The organism is Nitrospira sp. Ecomares 2.1 (genome assembly GCF_965152585.1).
Genome location: NZ_OZ224219.1, coordinates 116432 through 139614 on the forward strand (window position 1 = coordinate 116432; position 23183 = coordinate 139614).

At 50.2% G+C, this 23183-nt stretch carries 20 protein-coding genes, 2 tRNA genes and 1 other RNA gene; 7 read left to right on the plus strand and 16 right to left on the minus strand.

All coding sequences use genetic code 11. The features are described 5' to 3' along the window. Positions 1–5: 5 nt before the first annotated feature. From recR to ACWHYD_RS00585, 7 genes are all read right to left on the minus strand, one after another. Positions 6–644 carry a recombination mediator RecR gene (recR, locus tag ACWHYD_RS00555; protein ID WP_447964000.1) on the minus strand — a complete coding sequence of 213 codons (639 nt, stop codon included), beginning with the start codon at positions 642–644 and terminating at the stop codon, positions 6–8. A 19-nt stretch (positions 645–663) separates the two neighbouring features. Next, complete coding sequence (locus ACWHYD_RS00560; protein ID WP_447964001.1) at positions 664–990, minus strand: YbaB/EbfC family nucleoid-associated protein; 327 nt, start codon at positions 988–990, stop codon at positions 664–666. Then, positions 990–2849 carry a DNA polymerase III subunit gamma/tau gene (gene dnaX / locus ACWHYD_RS00565; protein ID WP_447964002.1) on the minus strand — a complete coding sequence of 620 codons (1860 nt, stop codon included), beginning with the start codon at positions 2847–2849 and terminating at the stop codon, positions 990–992. The genes ACWHYD_RS00560 and dnaX overlap by 1 nt, the downstream gene beginning before the upstream one ends. A 55-nt stretch (positions 2850–2904) precedes the next feature. Next, positions 2905–3004, minus strand: an RNA gene (ffs, locus tag ACWHYD_RS00570) — signal recognition particle sRNA small type. Between the two features lie 87 nt (positions 3005–3091). After that, positions 3092–3181 (minus strand) — tRNA-Ser (locus ACWHYD_RS00575). A 262-nt stretch (positions 3182–3443) separates the two neighbouring features. After that, positions 3444–4250 (minus strand): hypothetical protein, encoded by an 807-nt coding sequence (locus ACWHYD_RS00580; protein ID WP_447964003.1) that lies wholly within the window; start codon positions 4248–4250, stop codon positions 3444–3446. 25 nt (positions 4251–4275) lie between these two features. After that, positions 4276–4521: a hypothetical protein gene (locus ACWHYD_RS00585; RefSeq protein WP_447964004.1), complete on the minus strand. Its 246-nt coding sequence runs from the start codon at positions 4519–4521 to the stop codon at positions 4276–4278. 395 nt (positions 4522–4916) lie between these two features. Here ACWHYD_RS00585 and ACWHYD_RS00590 point away from each other — a divergent pair. The 4 genes from ACWHYD_RS00590 (at position 4917) to clpX (ending at position 8370) form a co-directional block, all read left to right on the plus strand. Beyond that, positions 4917–4999 (plus strand) — tRNA-Leu (locus ACWHYD_RS00590). 53 nt (positions 5000–5052) lie between these two features. After that, positions 5053–6378, plus strand: coding sequence for a trigger factor (gene tig / locus ACWHYD_RS00595; RefSeq protein WP_447964005.1), 1326 nt, complete (start codon positions 5053–5055; stop codon positions 6376–6378). A gap of 82 nt (positions 6379–6460) precedes the next feature. Beyond that, a complete protein-coding gene (gene clpP / locus ACWHYD_RS00600) occupies positions 6461–7090 on the plus strand; it encodes an ATP-dependent Clp endopeptidase proteolytic subunit ClpP (protein WP_447964006.1) in 630 nt (209 codons plus the stop codon). A gap of 20 nt (positions 7091–7110) precedes the next feature. Beyond that, positions 7111–8370, plus strand: a complete 1260-nt coding sequence (gene clpX / locus ACWHYD_RS00605) for an ATP-dependent Clp protease ATP-binding subunit ClpX (RefSeq protein WP_447964007.1) — start codon at positions 7111–7113, stop codon at positions 8368–8370. Positions 8371–8468: 98 nt separating this feature from the next. Here the strand turns inward: clpX and ACWHYD_RS00610 are convergent, their stop codons facing one another. From ACWHYD_RS00610 to dprA, 3 genes are all read right to left on the minus strand, one after another. Next, on the minus strand, positions 8469–8552 hold the full coding sequence (locus ACWHYD_RS00610; RefSeq protein ID WP_447965800.1) for a topoisomerase DNA-binding C4 zinc finger domain-containing protein: 84 nt from the start codon (positions 8550–8552) through the stop codon (positions 8469–8471). Positions 8553–8558: 6 nt separating this feature from the next. Next, the gene (locus ACWHYD_RS00615) at positions 8559–11183 is read right to left on the minus strand and encodes a DNA topoisomerase III (protein WP_447964008.1); all 2625 of its coding nucleotides are present in this window, start codon (positions 11181–11183) and stop codon (positions 8559–8561) included. A 609-nt stretch (positions 11184–11792) separates the two neighbouring features. Then, positions 11793–12929, minus strand: coding sequence for a DNA-processing protein DprA (gene dprA / locus ACWHYD_RS00620; protein WP_447964009.1), 1137 nt, complete (start codon positions 12927–12929; stop codon positions 11793–11795). A gap of 26 nt (positions 12930–12955) precedes the next feature. Here dprA and ACWHYD_RS00625 point away from each other — a divergent pair, with 26 nt between their 5' ends. Next, positions 12956–13120, plus strand: a complete 165-nt coding sequence (locus tag ACWHYD_RS00625; protein ID WP_447964010.1) for a hypothetical protein — start codon at positions 12956–12958, stop codon at positions 13118–13120. A gap of 12 nt (positions 13121–13132) precedes the next feature. Here the strand turns inward: ACWHYD_RS00625 and ACWHYD_RS00630 are convergent, their stop codons facing one another. The 6 genes from ACWHYD_RS00630 to ACWHYD_RS00655 form a co-directional block, all read right to left on the minus strand. Beyond that, positions 13133–14686 (minus strand): Rne/Rng family ribonuclease, encoded by a 1554-nt coding sequence (locus ACWHYD_RS00630; protein WP_447964011.1) that lies wholly within the window; start codon positions 14684–14686, stop codon positions 13133–13135. Positions 14687–15011: 325 nt separating this feature from the next. Next, positions 15012–16133 carry a rod shape-determining protein RodA gene (rodA, locus tag ACWHYD_RS00635; RefSeq protein ID WP_447964012.1) on the minus strand — a complete coding sequence of 374 codons (1122 nt, stop codon included), beginning with the start codon at positions 16131–16133 and terminating at the stop codon, positions 15012–15014. A gap of 21 nt (positions 16134–16154) precedes the next feature. After that, a complete protein-coding gene (mrdA, locus tag ACWHYD_RS00640; RefSeq protein ID WP_447964013.1) occupies positions 16155–18008 on the minus strand; it encodes a penicillin-binding protein 2 in 1854 nt (617 codons plus the stop codon). A 10-nt stretch (positions 18009–18018) separates the two neighbouring features. Continuing rightward, a complete protein-coding gene (gene mreD / locus ACWHYD_RS00645) occupies positions 18019–18528 on the minus strand; it encodes a rod shape-determining protein MreD (protein ID WP_447964014.1) in 510 nt (169 codons plus the stop codon). A gap of 9 nt (positions 18529–18537) precedes the next feature. Beyond that, on the minus strand, positions 18538–19419 hold the full coding sequence (gene mreC, locus ACWHYD_RS00650; protein ID WP_447964015.1) for a rod shape-determining protein MreC: 882 nt from the start codon (positions 19417–19419) through the stop codon (positions 18538–18540). 16 nt (positions 19420–19435) lie between these two features. Beyond that, entirely contained in the window at positions 19436–20479 is a 1044-nt protein-coding gene (locus ACWHYD_RS00655; RefSeq protein WP_447964016.1) for a rod shape-determining protein, read from the minus strand. 433 nt (positions 20480–20912) lie between these two features. On the opposite strand from ACWHYD_RS00655, the gene leuC reads away from it, so the two are divergent. Together leuC and leuD are read left to right on the plus strand one after the other, a co-directional pair. Next, entirely contained in the window at positions 20913–22319 is a 1407-nt protein-coding gene (gene leuC / locus ACWHYD_RS00660; protein ID WP_447964017.1) for a 3-isopropylmalate dehydratase large subunit, read from the plus strand. 69 nt (positions 22320–22388) lie between these two features. Beyond that, entirely contained in the window at positions 22389–23024 is a 636-nt protein-coding gene (gene leuD / locus ACWHYD_RS00665; protein ID WP_447964018.1) for a 3-isopropylmalate dehydratase small subunit, read from the plus strand. Positions 23025–23183: the final 159 nt, after the last annotated feature.

Here is a 23183-nt window from a genome sequence, read left to right on the forward strand (position 1 = left end):
TGGGGCTACCCGAGATCGCGGCGCCCTTCAATGGATTTGAGTAGAGTGACCTCATCGGCATATTCGATATCCATGCCGACCGGAATGCCATAGGCGATACGGGAGACTTTGACCCCCAAGGGTTTTAATCGCTTGGTTAGGTAAATGGCGGTGGCCTCTCCTTCAATCGTGGGGTTGGTGGCCACGATGACTTCCTTGAATTCACCGTTCTGGACCCGGTTTTCCAGGTCATGGGTGCGGATATCTGCCGGCCCAATGCCGTCCAGCGGTGAAAGCGCCCCATAGAGCACGTGATAGAGGCCTCGAAAGGCCCGGCTTTGTTCGATCGCATGGAGGGTGCTGGGTTCTTCCACCACGAGGATGGTCGTGGTGTCCCGTTTCGGGTCCAGGCAAATTTCGCAGAGGGGACCTTCGGCAATATTCCGGCATTGGGTGCAGAAGGAGACCCCTTCTTTCACGTCACGAATGGCATCGGCCAGGCGAAGCGCCTCTTCCTTGTCCGTTTTCATGAGATGAAAGGCCAACCGTTGAGCTGTTTTTTGCCCAATACCGGGCAACCGCACGAGTTCCCGGCTGAGACGAGCGACCAGCCCCTGAGGTTGGCTATTGGCCCTGGTATGTTTGGTCGGAGTGGTTTCCAGCATGATAAACCTCGTTTGATGATTAGAACATGCCCGGAATGCCCATCCCTCCCGTGAGAGATTTCATTTCTTCAGCCATGAGTTCTTTCGCCTTTCGCAAGGCTTCATTGGATGCGGCGACGATTAAGTCTTGCAACATGTCATGGTCACCGGATTTCAGCACTTCCGGATCGATGGTCAGCTTGGTTAATTGCATGGCGCCGTTGGCTTCCACGGTCACCATCCCGCCTCCGGCTGAAGCCTCGACGGATTTCGTGGCCGCTTCCTCTTGAATCTTTCCCATTTTTTCCTGCATGGCCTGGGCTTGCTTTAAAAGATTGCCCATATTAGAGAATGGATTTTTAGACATTAGCGTACCTCCTCCTTTTGCGGGGTTCTTTCTGCCGATACGACTTCCCCCCCGAATAGTTCCAATGCTTGTTTCACCAAAGGGTGGGCCTTCACGTTTTCAATCAGATCCTGGTCCTGCTCAAGTTTTTTTTTTGCTCGTAATTCACTGGTTGACGGCGGGTAAGCCTGCCCTTCTTGAAATTCAATGACTTGGACTTTTACCGGGCGGCCGGCGAATTCCTCGCATATTTGACCGATCAGCACGCGATTTTCCGGTTTGTCCGTCCGCCAGCGAGCAATCGAATCTTTTTTGGAATAACCCAGGACAATGGAGCCTGCGCTCATGGACACGACACTTCCCTTCTCCAGGAAACTCCCGATATTCGGATGGTCGTTAATCATGCGCTCCACGACGAGTTCCCAATTTAACGTCATAGGTGAGTCTGACGAATGCTGGGCAGCCGAGTTGGGGCTGGCCTTGGGCTCGCCATTGTCAGATGACACTGTTGTTGAAGCCGCCTTTTCCGCACCAGGTGGTGTTGAGGAAGGAAACATCGTCGTGGCGCCGCCACTGGGCCTGGATCGGCTTGGAGGAGCCACCGTTTTTTCCGCAGGTACTTGGACCTTAGCCGGTTGTGCGGGAGACGGAGTCGATGCTGCAGTCGGCAATACTTTTGCGTGGGAAACAGATGGGGCGGGTGCATTGGCCTTCTGTTCTGTTGTGGTGGAAGTCACTGTCACAGGATCAAGAAGTGCTGCTCGTACTACTGCAGCTTCAATCAGGAACCGTGGATGAGAACTTCCTCGGAGTCCGTCCTCTGTTCGCGAGAAAATGGCAAACAGAGCCTGTAAATAAGGCTCGGAGAATTGTTGGGCTTGCGCGATGGCCTGATCGACTTCCTCATCTCCCAATTCAAGAAGGGTTTGCACTTGTGAGCGTGAGGGCACCACGCAAGCTACCAGCAGATTGCGGCAACGCTCCAACAGTTCCCGGCAATACACCCGAACATCAAACCCTTGGTCGACTAACTGACCCACGAGAGACATCGTTTGGGCAGCCTGGTGCCCAAGAATGGCGTCAATCATGAGCCGGACGAGTTCGTCCGGCACGGACCCAATCAGCATTTCCAAATCGCTATGCTGGATGCGTTCTCCACCGAAGGAGACGGCCTGATCCAGCAGACTCAACGCGTCTCGCATACTGCCTTCGCTGGCGCGAGCCAGGGCCGATAGGCTTCGATCTTCGACAGTCACGCCGGTTTGAGTGGCTACGTGGCGTAGTTGGGCGATGATTTCTAAGCGAGAAATGCGTCGAAAGGTGAAGTGCTGACAGCGCGAAAGAATGGTAGCGGGAATTTTATGAACTTCCGTTGTGGCAAAAATAAAGACACAATGATTCGGCGGTTCTTCCAGTGTTTTGAGGAGGGCGTTGAAGGCCGAGTTGGACAACATATGTACTTCGTCGATGATGTAGACCCGGTATGTGCCATGAAACGGGGCAAACTTGACGTTTTCCCGAAGTTCCCGAACATCGTCCACGCCGGTATTGGAAGCACCGTCAATTTCAATGACATCGACAGAATTGCCTCTGGTGATTTCCACGCAACTTGGGCAGGTTCCGCAGGCGTGGCTGGTCGGGCCCTGTTCACAATTAAGGGATTTGGCCAGGATGCGCGCAACGGTGGTTTTGCCGACTCCCCGCATGCCGGAAAAGACATAGGCGTGGGCTACCCGCTTGCGGTCGATCGCATTGGTAAGTGTTTGCACGACATGAGATTGCCCCAGGACTTCTTTGAAGTTAGTCGGGCGGTATTTCCGTGCTGAAACCTGAAATTCCATAATGTGCGTTAACCAGGAAAAGGGTTTTTCCTTGAGCACCCTCGAAGACTGACCTCTGGTATCAAGATACGGAGAGGCAGCCCATAAAGTTAGTCGGGGCCAGGTGATCCTGCGGCACACAGACTAGCCCACGTACCGTTGCTTCCTTCCGGACCTGGCGGGGTTTGCAGGATTCTGTCGCACAGGGCCCAGCCCCTAAATGCAGTCTCGATGGTCCATCGCCTCACGGACTGGCTCAATCCTCCTCTGAGGATTTCCTGATTCTCGCGACGGACCAAATATGGCGGAGAGGGTGGGTTTCGAACCCACGGTACCATTGCTGGCACACGTGATTTCCAGTCACGCCGATTCGGCCACTCTCGCACCTCTCCGCGAATGGGTATCTACTTTGCGGCGATTGAACCTCTGATGAAGCCGTTTGTCTTTTGGAGGGGATCTATCAACCCCATCTTTGTTGTCTTCTTCACCGAGGATCTGTTTGGTGAAAGGTTGCCATCTTACCATGGGGGTCTGAGAGCGACAAGCAAGTGAAGGGAATAGTTAGAGTAGAGCGAAGAGGGATAAAGAGCGCGTATCCACCCTGCCTCTGGCTCCTCACTCCTTATGTTTCATGCTATCTTCTTCCTTTCTTACTTAGGAGATTCGGGATTGGAACATCCGTTGGCGTCGGGAAGATCGATGCAGGGCGGCAAATAAATGGCCTCGAAAGAGGAGCGTGAATACCGTCACAATGGGAGTAAGTCCGAGGACGATAACAAAACTCACATCGGAAGACACCCCCAACAAAGAGAGCCACTCGGATAACACGGAAAATGGCAACGTGATGAGATGCCAGAAGTCTAACCCCCCACGCCTTCCCGCCTGACTGGACATTTGAAAGAAAAATGTCAGGCCGAATGGTCCGAAGACGATGGCCACGGGTAAAAACCATTCGATCCAATTTTCGACGACAAATTCATAACTTTCCCGGACAACCTCGAGGGCGGATCCGTTCCGGCTCTGGTAAATTACTTCCGGTACTGGATTGAGTAGCACAAAAATTAGGAAAAATACGGCTGTGGCAATCAGTGGTTGGTAGGGATTGGTCTGGAGACCCATTTCGAGGAATAACAAGGGAAACCACACCATAAATCCAACAGAAATGACTTCCCAAAAATATTGCCCCATACTTGGCAGGATATCCGGCCAACTCACACGACGCGCCCCCAGGACAGCCTGTTCGGTTAGACTAAGGGTAGATCCGATGACAAGGGCATTGAGGGCACCCAGGATAAACCCTCCGATCATTCCAAGGGGAGCAATGAGGGAGGTGACCAGAATGAGGCCTAGGGCATAGGCAAGGAGGACGGGGATCAAGATCCATGCGCGCGTGAGGGACTGGATCGAGGCGAACAGGGCTTGGTGGTAAAGGCGACCTGTGGCCTGAATGAAACTCTGCATGAAACGAGAAGATGCTCCGCGGATCTTACCGGTTGGCTGGAGGCGGGGATTGAATATTGATAATGTCCTGTTGCCGTTGATCTCGGTCTTGCCTGATTTTTTGTAGCCGACTGGGACGATTCAATGTCCACCATTTGATGGTATCCGCAAAAGTGGGTGACGGCGGAGTTGCGGACCCTACCGGGGACTCTTGAAAGTCATACCCCTGATGATCATCTTTTTTTTCAAGATATTTCTGATAAATATCTTGATAGAGCTGTTTTAAGTTCATAGAGTGTTACCTTACCCAACTCATTCGAGCCGATCAAGAGGGGTTATCCATAGGAGGGTTGGGAAATCACCTCTGTAGCGTTCGTTTCCTTTGAGGGTGCGCGGGTGGTCTTTTGTCTGTTCTAATATAATTATTGGGGCTATGATTTGGTTTGAGGGGGGTTCTGGTGAATCCTTCATCATCATATCCATCGGAATATTTCCCCGCTTGATCCGGGTGTAAGTTGCGGCGCTCTCCGGAGGACTGTGTTCTTTACCTGAATTTTAGGATGGCCTGAAGGAGATAGACGTTTTATAATAGGGAGGGTCCGTAGAAGACAGGATCTTATTTCCCCTGATCATTCCAGAGGAAGAACATCTTATAGAAGCTATGGAGTGAAGCAAAAACGGTTACGGGCGAGAGTGGCGGAATGGCAGACGCGCGAGACTTAGGATCTCGTGGGTAAACCGTGGGGGTTCAAGTCCCCCCTCTCGCACCAGTTCTTAACATCTATAATCTTTATTGTGCCCTTTTACAAGGATGAATGGTCTTATGAAGTTAGAAATGACAGAGCTCGGGCCGGTCAAGCGGTCGTTAAAAATCGAAGTTCCCGAAGAAGCCGTTAAAAGCGAATTTCAAAAGGTGTATGCCCAGTTGAGGCGTGAAGCCAAAATTCCTGGATTTCGACCAGGGAAAGCGCCAATAGCCTTATTAGAAAAACGGTATGCCGATCTCGTGGAGCAGGATGTCGTGCAACGGTTGGTGCCCGATTATTACCAGCGAGCGGTGAAGGAAGCCGGGGTAGTTCCTATCCTCGTTGATATTCCCCCACTGGAACGCATGAAAGTGAAGTCCAATAGTCCATTTACTTTTACGGCGACGGTGGAAATAAAGCCCACTATTCAATTAGGCGACTATCGACCACCGAATCCTATTTCCTTGAAACGGGATGCACGGACGGTCACAGATGATCAAGTTGATAAGGCTCTCCAGAGCCTACGGGAGCAACATGCCCAGCTTGACGTGGTTCCTGATGGAACGCCTCTTCGTGAAGGATTGCATGCGGTGTTGTCTATTGAGGGGTTTGTGGAGGACCAGCCTTTGGAAGGGACCCAGAAAAAGGGGCATCTTCTTCACATTGGGTCCAAGTCCCCGATTCTGGGTGTGGAGTTGGATGAGTCTCTCATCGGAAAACAGGCCGGGGATATGATTGAAATCCCGCAACCCTTTCCCGCCAATCATCCTGATTCGCACCTTGCCGGAAAGACGATGGTCCTCAAGGTGACTGTTGATGCCGTGAAAGAGCAGAAACTCCCGGAACTGGATGATGAATTCGCCAAGGATTGCGGCGACTACGATTCACTGGAACACCTCAAAACCACCATCAACACCCAATTGGATAATTTCCTGAAACAGGATCTTGAAGAAGGGTATAAAGATCAGGTGATTGAACGCTTGTTGCAGATGCATCACTTTGAAATTCCCGAGGTTTTGATTGAACGGGAGCTCCAGACGCTCATTCGTCAAAAAATGCTGAAAAACCATCGACATACTCATCGTGAAGATGATGTGGAAGAGCCATTACGATTACAAGAAGAGGCCAAGCGACTCCAACAAGAATTGCATCCGGAAGCCAAACGGCGTGTGAAGCTGAGTTTGGTTCTGGATGCGATCGTCCAGAAAGAAGGACTTCATGTGACTGAGGATGAGGTGAACGCCGAAATTCAAAAACTGGCAACCTCCTTAAAGCTCCCGGTTGGTGAAATTCAACGCATGGTCGAAGCTGGAGGGCAGGGGGCTCAGGAGGAATTTCGTGAGCGGATGAAGGCGGAAAAAGCCTTGCAGTTTGTCTATCAAAATGCAGTCATTCAGGGGTAACGCGTAGTGCGATCCTTCTGAATACACCTGTTTTTGATATCTGTATTTGATACCTATTTACAACACGAGGAGGTCTCAGGGAATGCTCATTCCGATGGTTATTGAACAAACGAATCGAGGTGAACGGTCATATGATATATATTCGCGCCTCTTAAAAGATCGGATCATTTTTGTTGGAGCGCCGATCGATGATATGTTTGCGAATGTCATCATCGCTCAACTGTTGTTCTTGGAATCCGAAGACCCGGAAAAGGACATTCATTTGTATGTCAATTCACCTGGCGGAAGTGTGACGGCTGGGATGGGTATCTATGATACGATGCAATATGTGAGATCGCCCATCAACACCATCTGTTTAGGCCAAGCGGCAAGCATGGGCGCCTTGTTATTAACAGCAGGGACTAAAGGTAAGCGTTTCGCTCTTCCCAATGCACGGGTCATGATTCATCAACCGATGGGAGGATTTCAGGGCCAAGCGACGGAGATTGATATTCATGCCCGGGAGATTTTAAAGATCCGCGAAAAATTGAATGAAATTATGGCCTTTCACACAGGGCAGCCTCTGGATAAAATTTCTGTAGACACGGAACGGGATTATTTTCTATCAGGGGAAGAAGCCAAGGCGTACGGATTAATTGATGAGGTCATCGTCCGAAGTCAGGAGAAGGGGCACAAGGACGACACGAAGTCAGGTTCAAAAAGTAAGGATTAAGGGCAAAGGAGGCACTTTTTATGGCGAGACAAGCGAAGTCCGAAGCCAATCTTCGTTGCTCCTTCTGCGGCAAGAACCGTGATCAGGTTCGAAAACTCATTGCGGGGCCGACGGTCTATATTTGTGATGAATGCGTTGGCTTGTGCAATGAGATTATTTCCGAGGATTGGCAGGAGTCTCGCCAGGAGATTTCCGCCAAGCTGTGCAAGCCGGTGGATATCCACCAACATCTTGATCAATACATAATCGGACAGGACAAGGCAAAAAAGGTTCTCTCGGTTGCGGTCTATAACCATTATAAACGTATTTCAGCAAATGAAATCGGGGATGTCGAACTTCAAAAAGGCAATATTCTGATTGTCGGGCCGACGGGGACGGGAAAAACCTTGTTTGCCCAGACATTAGCCCATTACCTGGATGTTCCGTTTACGATTGCGGATGCGACGACGCTGACAGAAGCCGGGTATGTCGGTGAAGATGTTGAAAATATTATCTTGAAACTTCTGCAGGCTGCCGACTATGAAGTTGAGCGTGCAGAACGGGGAATTGTGTACATTGATGAAATTGACAAAATTACCCGCAAGGCCGATAGCCCTTCAATTACGCGGGATGTCTCCGGTGAGGGTGTTCAGCAGGCGTTGCTAAAACTCATTGAAGGGACCGTAGCCAATGTTCCGCCTCAAGGGGGAAGAAAACACCCTCATCAGGAGTTTATTCAAGTCAATACGACCAATATTTTATTTATTTGTGGCGGGGCATTCGTAGGGTTGGATTCTATCATTGAGCGGAGGTTGAACCAAAAGCGGATGGGCTTTGGCGCCGATGTGCAGATACGCGGGCAACATAAAATTGGTGACTTATTCTCTAAAGTGGAACCGGAAGATTTGCTTCAATATGGGCTAATTCCTGAAATTATCGGTCGCCTGCCGATTATCGCGGCTCTTGATCAATTGGATGAACCGGCATTGGTCCGCATTCTAACGGAACCCAAAAACGCACTGATCAAGCAATATCAGAAGTTATTGTCCTTGGATAAAGTGAAATTGAAGTTTGCCGATGGGGCGCTATTGGCGATTGCCAAAAAAGCTCATCTACAAAAAACCGGGGCGCGTGGACTTCGGGCGGTCTTAGAGTCGGTGATGTTGGACTTGATGTATGAGCTGCCGTCGCAGGCCGAGGTGAAAGAGGTGTTGGTGACCGAAGAGTTTATTCACGGCAAAGGTGAGCCTATCAAAGTCTTTGAGCATCAGAAAGGGATCAAGCCCGCCGTCGGATCCTAAGCTGTCTGTCTTCTGGTTCTTCTCCGTTGTGCCGCTATCTCCTCATACCCCATTGTGACAGAGTATTTTACTTCCCGTTTGTTTCCTGATTTTTTCAATTAAAAATTGAGCCAGGTTGTAGTTTTGCATTCAGGGAAATGAGAGCAGGTCAGGAAGTTTCCAAATCGGCCGGGTTCCGCGATATTTCATCAGCGGGGCTTGAGTTTTTTGTCCGTACGAGCTGGTTTCTTAGCAGTTGATTTTTTTGCCGCCGGTTTCTTAGTCTTAGTCTCGGCATTCTTCTCGGCCAACTTTTTGCCGCTCGCGCCCTGATCGTCGCCGGCCTTGGGTTTACGGGCCTCAAATTCGAAGCCGACTTTCCCGTCATCCCCGCGTTTCAGGTAAGCCTTGAACTTGCGACGTGTTCGTGATGAAACAAAGCCGGTCAGCAATTCGGTTCTGCCTTCGCTCAGCAATTTTCTGATTTGAGGGGGTTCGATTTCCTGTTGCAGTATGACTTTGCCCGTTCGAAAGTCGCAAGTCTTGTTCGGGCCGACCGCCTTTTCACAGGTATAATTCATTCCATGTTCATAAACCGATGACTGACACTTCGGGCAACTGCCCAGTGATTCCTGGCCGTGAAAATCAATCGGTTCACTGTTTTCATCGTCATCATTTTGACCGAAGTCAAATTCAAGCTTGTGTTCATCGTTCAGTTTGAGGATTGCCGCAAACGGTCGGCCCAGCCGACTGCGAAATCCCTGCAACGGACCAATTTTGCGTTCGGCAATCAGAATTTCTGCTTCGGGTACTTCCAATTGACGACTGCCGGGAATTTTCGTAATTGAAAAATCGCACTGTGTGCAGGAAAACCGTTTGTAGTTTTCTTTGACCAGGCCGCCGCATTTGGGGCAGGGTGATTGCAATGTTGAGTAATCGCCTGGAACGGTTGTTGCGCCGTAGTTTTTGGCCCTCGCAACAATTTGTTCAACTATCTTGCTGATTTGTTGCATGAACGCTTTGCGGTCCAACTGCCCTCGTTCTATCTGCGAAAGCTTGCTTTCCCATTCGCCGGTTAGTTCCGGCATCGTAAGTTCGGTCACCCCCAGTCCGCGCAACAAGGTCAACAATTGAAAGGCCTTGGTGGTGGGCATCAGTGACTTGTCTATGCGCAATAGATAGTTCTCACTAATCAAGCCTTCGATGATTGCTGCGCGGGTTGCCGGTGTGCCCAAACCTTTCCCGGACATAGCTTCGCGCAAGTCATCATCATCAATCAGCTTCCCGGCGCCTTCCATCGCAGAAAGCAGTGTGGCTTCGGTATATCTGGCCGGTGGTTTGGTTGCCATGTCGCGAACCTCGATAGCGCTGGCCGTGGCTTTTTCATTCTCCCCAACCGCTACGAGTGTGCCCTCACCAGCAATGGCTTCACGGCCGTAAATTGCCAACCAACCCGGCTTGACCATCACCTTGCCTTCAGTCTTGAAGTGGTGCCTGCCAATTTGGGAAATGCGGGTGGTGTTTCGAAACTCTGCAGGTGGGAAAAAGGCCGCCATGAATCGACGCACGACCAGGTCGTATATCTTGGCTTCGGCTTCGCTAAGGTTCTTGGGTGCCTGCAATGTGGGAATAATGGCGAAGTGATCAGAAATTTTCGCGTCATTGAAAATGCGCTTGTTCGGTTGGACCCAGTCATTGCTCAGAATTTTTGCCGCATGCGGTCCTATCGGATTGCCGGCGCTGCCGCCGGTCATGGCTGACAAACGCTCACTCGACTCATCACGCAGAATGGCCAGTGTATCTTGCACGGTAGAGAGATAATCTTCCGGCAGCGCGCGCGAATCGGTTCTTGGATACGTCAACACTTTGTGGCGTTCATAGAGCGCTTGCGCCAGCGATAATGTTGTCTTGGCCGAAAAGCCAAACCTGGCGTTGCCTTCACGTTGCAGACTGGTCAGGTCAAACAGCATCGGTGCGCTTTGCGTCGTCGGCTTGGTTTCTTCAGTGACCACCGCCTGCTGATTCTGGCAGGCCTGCCTGATTGATTCAGCCTGATTGCGGTCCCAAAGTCTCTCTGCGCGCCGTTCCGCATCTTCGTCATTCTTTTTGAACTCCGTATCAAACCAGCGACCTGAATACTGTCCGGCCTCGACATCAAACTGGGCATGCACTTCAAAGTAGGGTCGCGAGACGAATTGCTTGATCTGTTCCTCGCGCTCCACGACGATGGTGAGAGTGGGTGTTTGAACCCGGCCAACGGTGGTGAGGTAAAACCCTCCGTCTTGGGAGTTGAACGCCGTCATAGCCCGGGTGCCGTTAATGCCAACCAGCCAGTCTGCTTCTGCTCGGCAGCGGGCGGCATCAGCGAGCGGCTTCATTTGTTCATCATCGCGCAGTTCCTCAAACGCTTCGCGAATGGCCTTGGGTGTCATGGACTGCAGCCAAAGCCGGCTTGTCGGTTGCTTGGCCTTCGTGTGCTGGACAATCAGCCTGAAGATCAACTCGCCTTCCCGCCCGGCGTCACAGGCGTTGATAATTCGGTCGATATCTTTGCGGCCGATCAACTTGGCAAGCAACTTTAGCCGGTCCTCGGTGCGGGCGATTGGGTTCAGGTCAAAGTGATCGGGAATGACCGGCAGGTTGGCAAAAGACCACTTGCCACGTTTGACCTCTACGTTGTCAGGCGCTTTGATTTCAAGTAGGTGTCCAACGGCTGAGGTGACAACATAGTCGTCATCTTCAAAATAATCCTTCTCACGTTTCAGTCCGCCAAGCGAATGCGCGATGTCGGCTGCAACAGAGGGCTTCTCGGCAATTATCAGCGATTTACTCATTAGCAACCCCTACCGGGGAAGGCTCCTTTGCATCTTTGATGTAAGGGTAACTGATACTCACACGTGTAAGATTCACTACAAACTCAGGGTAAAAATGGCGCCATCACAATCCACCTGCCGCGATGCGACAGGATTTTTCGCGTGCTCATCATAATGATGGCGTAGGGTAGAGGCAAGTTAGGCTGGGTGTTCAAGTCATTTTTTCCAGCGGGCGCAGCCGTTTCAGTCAGCCGCCAAGGCTAGCCTGCCGACGGTTCTGTCGCAAAAAATGTTTTTGATGGCGATAAGGGGTTGTAACTCCGTGTCTGACGGATAAAAGTTGCGAATTTTACTAGGGGTTTTTTAACTTGGTCCAACATGAAAATCAGTGGCATATCTTACAAATCTATTCTTTTCGAGAGCCCCGTCAAAATGGTGTTCGAGGTCAATGCCCGGTTTACACTTCCGTGCGCATGTAAGATGGGCCCCCACCGATGCCAATGCTTGGTTATGGCGTCCAAGATATTTGGATAGTGGTTTGATGGGCGATTCGACCATGACGAGTGATCTAGTCATAGACAGTGATGAAAATCATGAATCGTTTACGAGCACAATTGACCTGTTGAAGTACTATCCAATGCTCATCCTGAGATACTGTAGTCCCGGTATCTGCTTTATAAGCCCTTTGATCTCCAAAGACAAGAGAATGCTCATCACTTCAGGTGGGGCATAGGAACATTGATTAATTAAATCGTCCAGGGAAACAGGCTCCAGTGAAATGCAATCAAATAGATGTTGTTCCTCTGCTCCTAGTGCAGGCGTGGGCGGTTGAGGCTGAAACCCGCCTTGTTGTTTCTCGAGTTGATCCCGGAAGGAGGGTTCTAACATAGGAAGAATTTCTTCTACAACATCTAAAGAATTTTCGACTAATTTCGCTCCCTCTTTAATGAGGCGGTGAGGGCCACGAGTCAATGAATTTGTCACATTTCCTGGTACGGCAAAGACCTCACGATTTTGGTCTAAAGCCATTCGAGCGGTAATGAGGGACCCGCTCCGCGAGGTGGCTTCGGTGACGATCACACCAAGTGAGAGTCCACTGATAATCCGATTACGTTGAGGGAAATGGTAAGAATGTGGAGGGGTTCCCATCGGAAATTCAGAAAGAACGGCCCCATGTTGTTCAATGCGTTGTCGTAGCGGATCGTGCTCAGGCGGATAGGTTTGATCGATGCCACATCCAAGCACGGCCAGGGTTCTCCCGGATGTGGCCAGTGCTCCTTCGTGAGCTGCCGCATCAATTCCTCTTGCCATGCCGCTCACAATCGTAAAGCCCAGTGCAGCTAAATCGCCACTCAGTTGTCGCGTGAATGTCCGTCCGATGTGGGAGCCTTTTCTTGAGCCAACTATGGCAAGGGCCTGTTGATCGCGGTCCTGGAGTTGGCCTGTATACCAGAGTAACGGAGGAGGATCTGTAATGGTTTTTAATCGTGGCGGGTAGAGTGCGTCCATGAGTGTCAGGATGGAGAATCGCCCATCCTGAACGGCCTGCAATTCTTTGGCAATCTGATTTTGTGTATCGGTAGATATAGGCTGATGAAGAGCCCTGGCCAATGAGGGAGAAATTTCCCCGATTGATTCGAGTGTGTGGGCGGTCGAGGAGCGAATGGCTTCAGGCGAGCCGAACCGGTTGATGAGTCTGGTGTAAGTGACAGGGCCAAGTCCTTTGACTGCCAAAAGTTCCAACCATCCTTGTAAGGGTGAGGTCATTCAGATTCTCTGTGAGGATAGGGAGTATGCGTCTGGAGACCACCGTCAGATGGTTCGTCCGCATGGCTCTCTACCAAGAAATTATTCCACCTTCGACTCCGGATGATGGAGTGTTCCGGATTTTTCAAGAGTTGAAGGAGGGATTTGGGTCTCCTCTCCTTTCTGTGCATGGAGGCAAATGGTACAGTTAACAGAGTAGACTCCTAGGATGCGGTCCGAGATTCGGCGCGTGACGCCAATTTCCCTACTACAACAATGTCATATTGTTCAAGGTGCAGTAATGGATCTGCCTCAAATAATATTTGTTGTTGGAATTCCTGTTCGAGTTGCTCAATGCTACTGTGCTCGGTTTCGAAAATGAGCTCAATGACTTTGGGGTTGGCACCGACCACAATTTGTTGGGGTTGTCCCCGAGTAATTCCAATGCGCCGGATATCCCGAAAAATTTCATACGCAACGGTCATGGTAGATTTGGTGTACCCTCTTCCCTCGCAGTCACCACAAATTTCCGATAACGTCCGTAAGAGATCTTCACGGACTCGTTCACGGGAAATTTCAATGAGCCCAAGATCGGAAATACGTGAGATACGGGTTTGAGCCTTATCCCCCGCCAGAGCGTCCAATGTAGCCTGGTACACTTTTTCACGGTTCCGTTCCCGTTCCATGTCAATGAAATCAATAATGATAATGCCGCCAATGCCGCGTAATTTTATCTGGTAGCCAATCTCTTTCGCGGCCTCCAAATTGTTTTTTAAAATCGTTTCTTCCTGGTCGCGTTTCCCCACAAACCGTCCCGTATTGACGTCTACCACAGTCATGGCCTCTGTGTGGTCAATGACAATGTGCCCTCCGGATTTGAGCCAGACTTTCCGGCTTAGGGCTCGGGTAATTTCCAATTCGATCCCCAAGTGATCGAATAACCCTTCCTGCTTCTTGTCATAGAAATGTACGCGGGAGGCTTGTTCCGGAAGGTAACGCCGGACAAAGTCTTTGACTTCTTCAAAATCCGGTTTTGCGTCAACTAGCAGACGGTCGACTTTTTTGGTGAATAAGTCCCGTACCACCCGGAGCGGGAGGGAGAGATCCGTATGCAAGAGGGACGGGGCTGGTTGTTTACCGGCAGCTTTGAGCGTGTCTTCCCATAATGCTGTGAGGAATCTCACGTCGGTTTGGAGATCGTCCTCCGGTACATCTTCACACACGGTTCTGACAATATATCCATATTCGGGTTTCCGGATGCGCCGCATGAGGTCCTTCAAACGATGTCGCTCTTCTTCTTTTGTAATTCTTCGCGACACGCCAATATGGTCGACATTGGGCATGAGGACCAAGAATCGTCCGGGAAGGGAGACGTATGTGGTAATCCGAGGTCCCTTGGTACCGATGGGGCCTTTGGAAATTTGCACAAGAAGTTCCTGGCCTTCTGTCAACAGGTTTTCAATGGGGCGTGCAGTTTGGCGTCGTGGACGCGGGAGGTCTTGACTTCGTTCATCCTCTTCACTATCCACGAGGGTATCCCCGGGTTCGGTTCCGACCGAAAGATCGGATACGTGGATAAACGCGGCCCGATCCAGTCCAATATCGACAAAGGCCGCTTGCATACCAGGCAGAACTTTAATGACCTTGCCTTTGTAAATGTCTCCCACAAAGTCTTTTTTTCTTGGACGGTCGACATACAATTCTGTTACGACACGATTGTCGAGCACGGCAACCCGTGTTTCTTCACGAGTGACACTAATCGCAATTTCTACTCCCATAGTGATCTCCCTACATTCTCAGAAGGGACCAGAAGCTATTCCTCGACACCTCTTTGGTGAAGAGATGTTCCTGGTGTGGCGGAGCCAGTTTGTTGGATCTGCCTGTCAAAATCTGAGATAGCTTCGTGCCCCTTCTGGTAATAATTGTAATTGAGTACTGTATGGAACCAACTGAAGATGGTTCTGTGTATACACTTCCTTGTTCCTGCAAGTGTGGGAAAAATCCACGGATTTGGGATTTTCTGAATTGAATTATTCGCTGTTTTCCTCTTTATGCGATAATCAGTCCAACACTATCAAAATCAAAGCGCAGGGTACATGATACCTAAAGCAGAGACAGGCGTCTCCGTTTTACGTTGAGCAAGAGCCCCAAAGCTGTGAGATTCACCACCATGGCGCTGCCTCCATAGCTCATGAGGGGGAGTGGAATGCCCACTACAGGAGCCAGCCCTGATGTCATCGCAATATTTACCACAACTCCAAAGGCCAACATGGTCACCACTCCGACAGCCAGGAGTGCTCCGATGATGTCCTTGGCTTTGAACGCGATTTCTAAACCCATCAAAAACAAGAGAATATATAAGGATAGTAAGACCATTGATCCAATAAAGCCCCATTCTTCGGCAAAAACCGCAAAGACAAAATCTGTATGGCCTTCGGGAAGAAATTTAAATTGGGTTTGGGTGCCCCCATATAAGCCCTTTCCCAGTATTTGGCCGGAACCGATAGCGATGCGCGATTGAAGCCCGTGATAACCCTTGCCTCCCGGGTCAGAATTGGGATCGACAAAGCTGAGAATCCGATCCTGTTGGTACTCGTGAAGGGAGCCCCAGACCCCGCCCCAGGCAAACGGGAAAAGCATGAGGGCCGCCAATACGATAAACCCAAAGGCTTTGGATTTCATCCCCACCGTGAGAACGACGACAAGAAAAATGGCCAGAAAGCCCAGGCTGCTTCCTAGGTCTGGTTGCTTAAGGATGAGTAGGAAGCCAGGAAGCACGATGAGTCCGGGGATGATCAATCGACGCACCCAGCCTTCGCGGGTGGTTGTCCCATAATAGGTAGCCAGCATGAGTAGCAAAGGAATTTTAATGAATTCTGAAGGCTGCACCGCAAAGGGGCCAAGTGGAATCCATCTTTGAGATCCTCGACTGGTTTTGCCTGCGATTAACACGAAAATAAGTAAGATCAGCCCGATCCCATAGAGCAGATATGAAAAACGAGCGAGTTTGCGGTAGTCAATACCTACCGCGACCAAAAAGGCTAAGGAGCCGACGACCATCCATGTGGCTTGCTTGAGATAAATGGGGATTCCAGTTGCCTGGGTATTGGTGACGCTATAAATAGATATGATGCCCACAGAGATGATGGCCATAATGACACCCAGGAAGCACCAATCGAAGGTATCCAGGCCTCGGCGGTTTACATTGTCGTTCATCAATGACATAAGTTGAGTCGTTCTCCGTCCCTAAGGGATTGGGTTTCTGAGAGAGGGAGCAGGCTGTTGAGTGGTCTCATAGCCCATATAGGCTTCAATGAGGGTCTTGGCTAAGGGAGCGGACGCCGAGCCTCCATGCCCCATATGTTCAACTAATACCGCCACCGCAATCTTTGGATGTTCTACGGGTGCAAACGCCACAAACCAGGCATGGTCTCGAAATTCCTTTTGAGTCTCCTTGTTCTTATCTTTGTCCCCATCAGGTTTCAGTGCAACGACCTGAGCTGTTCCAGTTTTACCCGCAATGTTCACGAACTCTGATTGGGCCAGTTTGGCTGTTCCTCTGGTGACGACTGCAGCCAATCCCTCCTTGATATGCGCAAACGTTTGGGGAGAGATGGCTAATTGGCGAATGGGTGGCTCAGGAACTTCTTTAAGATTGCCGGTTCGTCGAAGTCGGGAGGCTTTGAGCAACCGGGGTTGGACCACTCGTCCATTGGTCGCGATGATGGAAGACACTTTCGCCATCTGAAGGGGGGTCACGGTTAAAAATCCTTGCCCGATGGAAATTGAAATGGTCTCTCCGGGGTACCATGGTTCCTGTTTGACTCTTTTTTTCCATTCCGTGGAAGGGACGAGGCCAGACCGTTCTGAAGGGAGCGCAATGCCTGTCTTTTCACCTAATCCGAACTGACGGGCAAAGGTGGAGATGGGATCAACCCCCAATTGATTGCCGGCCTTGTAAAAGTACACATCACAAGATTCCGCAATGGCTTTGGTTAAGTCGACTTGACCATGCCCTCCGGCTTTCCAATCACGAAAGACCCGCCTTCCAAAGGGAAATGTTCCATGGCAGGGGATCATTTCCTGTGCGCTGAGCGTTTGAGTCTCCAGGAGGGCTGCTGCCATAATGATTTTAAATACCGACCCCGGTGGATATTGGCCTTGAATGGCGCGATTAGTGAGGGGGTGGCGGGTATCTTTGAGAAATCGTTGCCAGTCTTTGGCGCTAATCCCTCCCGAGACATCATTGGGATTAAACCCAGGTTTGCTTGCCAGCGCCAGGACGTCTCCATTCCAGGGATCCAGGGCGACAATGGCTCCGGCCTCCCCTCCCAATAGGTCTTCTGCGAGGCGTTGAAGTCGAATGTCGAGAGTCAGGTATAGGTCATCCCCAGCCAGGGGACGGCGAACGGAAAGTGACCGTTTCGGATACCCCAGGGCATCGACTTCAATGACTTCTTCTCCAGTTTCTCCTAGAAGATATTCATCAAATGTCCGCTCCACTCCATTTTGCCCGATGATGCGTCCTCCCTGAAGATCGGAAAATCCCGGCTCCTTAAGCTGGGATTCGGAAATCTCACCCACATACCCCAGGACATGTGAGGCGTAATTCTCAAGTGGATAGTGACGTTGATATTCCGGCTGAATCACTACCCCGGGAAGTTCCAGCCGGTGCGATTCGATGAGCGATGCCTCTTTAAGGGTAATATCGGCTTTAATTTTAACTCGGCCTCTTCGACTCTTGAGTGCTAGTTTATGGGAAAGCTCTTGTTGGTCAATATCGACGAACTGAGGTAACTGAGCCAGAAGGGCTTCACGATCCTGTAGGTCTTCCAAAGAAAGATACAATTGGAAGCTGGGGATATTATTGGCAAGAAGTTCGCCGTTCCGATCATATAGAAGCCCGCGAGCCGGTTCTAAGACAATAGTTCGAGTGCGATTGTCGCGGGCGAGGTCTTGGTAGTGCAATCCGTCCCGAACCTGTAGTTGCCAAAGACGGAGCCCCAATAACACCAACAGCATCAGAAAGCCGATCTTGACGAAAATTAGTCGGTTTTGAATATCGGCAAGTTCATTGGCTTGGCGGGAAGTGTCCAACATTGTGTGGGTCTTATCGAGGTTTCTGGCCTAAGTGTACCATATTCACCGATTGGCCAATGAACTTGATTAACCAGAACATCACCAGGGTTAGTAGGCTGTTGTAGAGGCCTTGTGGGATCAGTCCTGAGGAGAAGGCATGTAAGAGGTCGAGGCTATTTAGTTCCGGGTATGCCACGACGAGAGAGGCTAATCCACACCCTAACGACAACGCGAAGGTGATGAGCAGAACTGAGGCACTGGTGACTGTGGAAAATGTGTGGGTTGTGATGCCGGCCAAGCCACCGGCAAGTGCCTTTATGACCATATTGAGCCCAATTCCGCCTGGAGTGAGTAAGTCTTGAAATAGTCCCACCGTCAGTCCGATCATCAGTCCTTTGTATTCGCCTGAAAGAAACCCGATTAAGCAGGCCAAGATGAAACATAAATCAGGGTAAATCCCTTTGACGGAAAGGATGGTGCTAAAGACGGCTTGGGCCAGAACCACTCCAAAGCACAGAACAATGTTGAGAAAAATCGCCACGTGATTACATCAGGGAGAAGGAGAGACCGCCGGTTTCGGTAATGATGGAGGGAGCGCAGGCTGAAATGAGGTAATCACCAGGACCGCTTCCAGTTTGGTGAAATCTACAATTGGCTCAATTTCCCCCAATTGAAATAAATCGGTATCGGCTTTGGTGACCTCGTGAATCCGGCCAATTTGGAGTCCACGAGGAAAATCATTTGTTAATCCAGATGTGACCACTGGATCTCCTGGTTGAACGGGGGAAAGAGGAGGCAGATATTTCATATGAATGGTTCCTTGAGGGGTTCCCTGTACCAGCCCCTCATCCCGGCTTTTTTGAATCATCCCGGTGATTGCGACATTGGGGTCGGAAAGAAGAAGCACGATGGATGTCGTGGGGTTGACTCGTACGACACGTCCTACCACTCCGGCATCAGTGATGACACCCATTTCCCGATGAATGCCGTCTTGACTGCCTTTATTGATGATTATGGACCGATACCAATTGGACACATTTCGGCCGATGATTCGAGCCGGAAGGGTCGTCATGGGCGTGGTTTCCTGATACGCCAGTAATTCTTGAAATTGCGTGGCAATAATGGCCTTTTCTCGAAGGAAATTCTTCTCTCCTTGTAGGCGCTGAACTTCCTGCCTTAGCAGTTGATTTTCTTCCCAGGCATCTTGTAGTGCGATGTAGTGGTCCCACGCTTGACGGATAGAATTCTGTACTGAGGCTACAGCATGCAGGGGGACCTCCAATATTCGTGCGAAAGGTCCTCCTACATGACTTAACCATTCCTGAGATTGTCGCGGCAGAAACAGCAGGAGTGCGAGGAATAGAATGAAGATAACTCCTAGAACTCGACGGATACTTGTAGGTATGGGAAAATTCGGCTCTGATCGAGGCATGCAAATAGAGGGAAGCTCAGGGATTCAGCCTGGAATGCGAAGAAATTTTCCGAAGGAGGCTAAATTCCTCGAGAGTTTTTCCTACTCCTAAGACGACCGAGGTTAAGGGGTCATCGACAGTAACAATGGGTAGGGACGTTTCTTCGCGTAGTCGATTATCCAGCCCTTGAAGCATTGATCCGCCTCCGGTCAGCACGATCCCTCGGTCAATTATATCTCCTGCCAATTCCGGCGGAGTGTTCTCCAAGGCTAGACGAATGGCTCGGATGATCGTGGTGAGGCAATCATGTAAAGCTTCTCGTATCTCATTGTCGTCGACAAGAATCGTTCTGGGGATGCCGGATACCACATCTCGCCCCTTGACGGCCATTTGCTTTTTTTCAGGCAGAGGGTAGGCTGAGCCGATTTCCATCTTGATGCGTTCTGCCATATGTTCGCCTATTAGCAAGCTGTATTCCCGCTTGAGATAGTTTGTGATGGCTCCATCTAATTGATCGCCCGCAACCCGGACTGATTCACTGTAAACGATCCCTCCCAGGGAGATCACGGCAATATCGGTTGTGCCTCCTCCGATATCCACCACCATGTTGCCGGAAGGCTCGGTAATCGGCAATCCCGCTCCGATTGCAGCGGCCACCGGTTCTTCGATGAGATAAACTTCCCGTGCACCAGCCAATTCGGCTGATTCCTTAACGGCACGTTGTTCGACTTGCGTGATTCTGGATGGGACGCCAATAATAATTCGTGGCCTGAGCAGAGTTCCCCCGCGATGAACTTTTTGGATAAAATGGCGCAACATGCGTTCTGTCATGTCAAAATCAGCAATAACACCTTCTCTCATGGGACGAATGGCAGTGAGATTGCCAGGGGTTCGCCCGATCATTCGCTTTGCTTCTTCCCCAACCGACAGAAGTTTTTTTGAGTTTGTCTCAACTGTCACCACGGAGGGCTCGTTCAAGACAATCCCTTTGCCCTTGATATAAATTAATGTGGAGGAAGTTCCTAAATCGATGGCCATGTCTTGGGAAAAATGGCTAATGAAATAATTGAATATACCCATGAGAAGTGTTGAGACCTATCAATTTCAGAGGGTGGGCGACAATGGCGGAGTCGGAAATAGGATTGTTAGAGTCTTTACGTGCTACAGGGGAAATAGATCAACTTTACTTTTCTATGTCTGATTTTCCGGTTAACCTTGATATTCGACGTTGAGTCGTTCTTCGCCGCTGGCCGGAAACCCTTTAGATTGGTTCGGGGCTGGATGAATGATAGCCGGTATCCACTTATTTCCACCTAAGTATCGAGAAGGTGAAAGTTTCAGATTGGATTGTTCACTGTCGTAGGGAAAAGTATATCAGAAGTCTTAAAAGACCACAAAGAAAAGGCGGATCTGAAACCAAATCTGGAAAAAGCTCCTCCTGGCACTTGCCAGAAGGGAGCAAATGTAGATAATTAGAGTCCGAAATTTTCAAAAAGAAAGAAGGATGTATTCCATGGCAAGCAAAACATTGTTTGAAAAGATTTGGGATCAGCATGTGGTTCGTGAAGAGCCAGATGGGACAACCTTATTGTATATTGACCGACACCTCGTGCATGAAGTGACTTCCCCGCAAGCCTTTGAGGGACTCCGGTTGGCTGGCAGGAGGCCAAGGCGTCCAACTGCGGCGCTCGCTGTTCCCGATCACAATGTTCCAACCACCGATCGGTCGCAGGGCATTGCCGATCCTATGAGTGCCTTGCAAATTTCAACCTTGGAAAGCAACTGTGCAGAGTTTGGAATTACCTATTATGGGATGGAGGATATCCGTCAAGGTATTGTCCATGTCATCGGACCTGAACAAGGGTTGACGCTACCGGGGATGACGATTGTGTGTGGAGATTCCCATACATCGACTCATGGGGCGTTTGGAGCCTTGGCGTTTGGCATTGGCACCTCAGAAGTCGAGCATGTGTTGGCGACGCAATGTTTGGTCCAGAAACGACCCAAGACTATGGAAATTCGGGTGGAGGGCACGCTTCCTGATTATTGTTCTTCCAAAGATGTCATACTGGCGATTATCGGGCAAATTGGTATTGGTGGTGGAACCGGGTATGTCGTGGAATATACGGGTTCGGTGATCCGATCGTTTTCAATGGAAGGCCGGATGACCCTTTGTAATATGTCTATTGAGGCGGGAGCGCGTGCTGGTCTGGTCAGTCCGGACGAATTGACGGTCGCATATGTGAAGAATCGGCCGCTTAGTCCGAAGGAGGAGGTGTTTCAGCAGGCGAAGTCGGATTGGTTGAAATTGAAAACAGACCCTGGAGCTCGGTTTGATAAGGTTGTTGAGCTGCGAGGGGAGGATATTTCACCTCAAGTGACTTGGGGGACCAATCCCGGAATGGTGACTGATGTGAATGGTCATGTGCCTGATCCGGCATCCATTCCGGATGAAAAACTGCGGATGGCAACAGAACGTGCCTTAGCGTATATGGGGTTGCCAGGTGGTATCCCTATATGTGACATCCGGGTCGATCGAGTTTTCATCGGGTCCTGCACCAACTCACGAATTGAGGATTTACGGGTGGCGGCACGGTATGCCAAAGGAAAGCACGTTGCCCAAAGCGTCAAAGCCATGGTGGTGCCTGGATCAGGGTTAGTCAAACATCAAGCGGAGGAGGAAGGTTTGGATCGGATTTTTCGCGACGCGGGTTTTGAATGGCGTGAACCAGGATGCAGTATGTGCCTCGCCATGAATGCGGACGTGCTCACACCGGGAGAACGATGTGCCTCAACCAGTAATCGAAACTTCGAGGGGCGTCAGGGAAAGGGTGGACGGACCCACTTAGTATCCCCTGCTATGGCTGCTGCTGCTGCTGTTGAGGGACATTTTGTTGATATTCGTGATTGGAAGATGTGAGATCAATAAGGGAATTCTTTTGCCTTCAAGAGATCATCTGCTTCCACTACATTTAAACGGGAGATAGATATGCAAGCGTTTACCATATTGACCGGAACGGTTGCTCCATTAAATCGTGGCAATGTTGATACGGATCAAATCATTCCGAAACAATATTTGAAAACGATCCATCGCACCGGCCTCAAAGAGGGGTTATTTGCCGATTGGCGGCGGCGTGCGGATGGGTCTCAGGATCCTGAGTTTTTTGTCAACCAATCGTGCTATCAACAGGCCACGATTCTATTGACCCGTGAAAATTTCGGATGTGGATCCTCAAGGGAGCACGCTCCATGGGCTTTGTTGGATTATGGCATTCGTTGTATTGTGGCTCCGAGTTTTGCCGATATTTTCTACAACAATTGTTTTCAGAATGGGATTCTCCCCGTCGAGCTTCCAGGAGAAGTCATCCAAACATTGTTTGACCGAGTAGCTCATACTGACCAATATCAGATCACAGTCGACTTAGCTCAGCAGATTGTCATTCTTCCCGAAGGGGAGAAGTATTCCTTTACCCTGGATCCTTTTCGCAAGGATTGTTTGTTGAAGGGATTGGACGGAATTGGACTCACGCTTCAACATGAATCCGCGATTACTGCCTATGAAAAGCGCCGGGCTCAGGAGGCTCCCTGGCTCTTTCAGGATTTTTCCTCTTCAGTCCACTCGTAAAAGGCTATTAATTTTCTCAATTGATCGGGATGGGTCTGGAATGCCCCATCTCGATTCTCCCCTTGATCCTTCTTCCTCCCCTATCCGTAATAGCATGGTTCTATCTCAGATGAGTGGGACAAAGCGAATAGTAGACATTTCCCTCGATCCGAGGGATGA